The following is a 1,735-nucleotide window of genomic DNA, read 5'->3' on the forward strand; positions in this document are numbered from 1 at the left end:
CATGTTATACCATCTATTAATGGGATCTAAACTTTTGTGAAACAGGTGATCGAATGAAAATAACGAAAACGAAATTCGTTTCGGCCATCGTTATCGTGGTTGCGCTCGTAACCAGTTACCTGTTTATGGGACCGCAACCGACTAACTCGGGAAAATTGTCTACACCTACCGCGGCAGCTGCACTTCAGCCGGAGAAACAGCTGGAATCCCAGGGATCAGTTGAAGAGAAGAATCAGGCTGCTCAACAGCCCGGTTCTTCTACAGCTGAACCCGCGGCAGCTCAGTCATCCAAGGATCAACCGGTAAGTACGGTTAAGCCGCCAGAGGTAACTCCTGCGCAAACACCGGAACCAACAAGTGTAGTTCCCGCTAAAGAATCCGACAAAGACTCTCCAAAGGAAACGCCTTCACCTGCTACCAGTCAAACTGCTGCCAAGCAAGAACTTGATCCTAAGACAGGGAAAGATAAATACTTAACAGAGCCAGTTCCGTCTGGTAAACCTTTGCCTGTTGAACCTCAGAGCACCAAAATTTCTGACAAGGCAATGACTGCTACGCTATCCGTTACCTGCTTGACAATTCTGGATAACATGAAGCTGCTGGATAAGGAAAAGGTGGAACTGGTGCCGAAGGATGGGGTTATCTTCCCTGCCACGAAGGTAACGTTCTACGAAGGCGAATCCGTCTTTAATGTGCTGCAAAGGGAAATGAAGAAGCATAAAATTCATATGGAATTTGTGAATACACCCATCTATAATTCCGCGTATATCGAAGGAATCAACAATCTCTACGAATTTGACGTCGGAGAACTCTCGGGTTGGATGTTCAAAGTCAATGGCTGGTTTCCCAATTACGGAAGCAGTCGGTATCAGTTGAAAGAAGGAGACGTCATTGAATGGGTCTATACATGCGACTTAGGACGTGACGTTGGCGACACCTATAATGCTATTGGRGCAACCAAACAATGAAAGATGCTTTCTCCAGCTATCATCCTCTTGTTAACTTTTTTTATTTTGTGATGGTCATTGCTTGTTCGATGTTTTTCTTGCATCCTGTATGCTTGCTCATTTCTCTGTTTTTCTCCTTTACCTACTCGATCTATCTAAACGGTATAAGGGCGATTCGATTTAATTTTCTGGTTATGCTGCCGATGCTGATTATAACGGCACTCATCAACCCTGCGTTTAACCACGAGGGAGTAACGATACTGACCTATTTGGACAACGGGAATCCGCTCACTTTGGAATCCATTACGTTTGGCGCGGCTTCAGCGACTATGCTGATAACGGTCATCAGTTGGTTTTCTTGTTACAATGCCGTGATGACATCCGACAAGTTCATTTATCTGTTTGGCAAACTCATCCCGGCATTGTCATTAATTTTTTCGATGGTGCTGCGATTTGTACCGACATTCAAGGCGCAATTCCAAAGGGTTTCGGATTCACAAAAGTGTATTGGCAGAGATATCTCGAATGGCAGCGTGATCTCACGTGTGAGGCATGGCATCCGCATTATGTCGATCATGATCACCTGGGTGTTAGAAAATGCCATAGAAACATCGGATTCCATGAGAAGCCGCGGATACGGCCTGAAGGGAAGAACGGCTTATTCTAACTATACGTTTGACCGACGTGATCAATTGGCTCTTGGTGCCCTGGTCATTGTTGGAGGGTACGTCTTGATAAGCTCATTACGCGGAGCCATGTATTTCAGGTATTATCCGTCGATGAAAGGG

The 1,735-nt window shown here is 45.4% G+C and carries 2 protein-coding genes; both read left to right on the forward strand.

Translation table 11 applies throughout. The features are described from left to right. Positions 1-53 precede the first annotated feature (53 nt). Positions 54-968 (forward strand): DUF4430 domain-containing protein, encoded by a 915-nt coding sequence (locus AC1DUA_RS36380; protein WP_477504363.1) that lies wholly within the window; start codon positions 54-56, stop codon positions 966-968. Beyond that, a partial coding sequence (locus AC1DUA_RS36385; protein WP_477504364.1) for an energy-coupling factor transporter transmembrane component T occupies positions 965-1,735 on the forward strand: 771 nt, incomplete at its 3' end. The genes AC1DUA_RS36380 and AC1DUA_RS36385, both read left to right, overlap by 4 nt.

The sequence above is a fragment of the Paenibacillus sp. 01T422 genome (assembly GCF_056398785.1).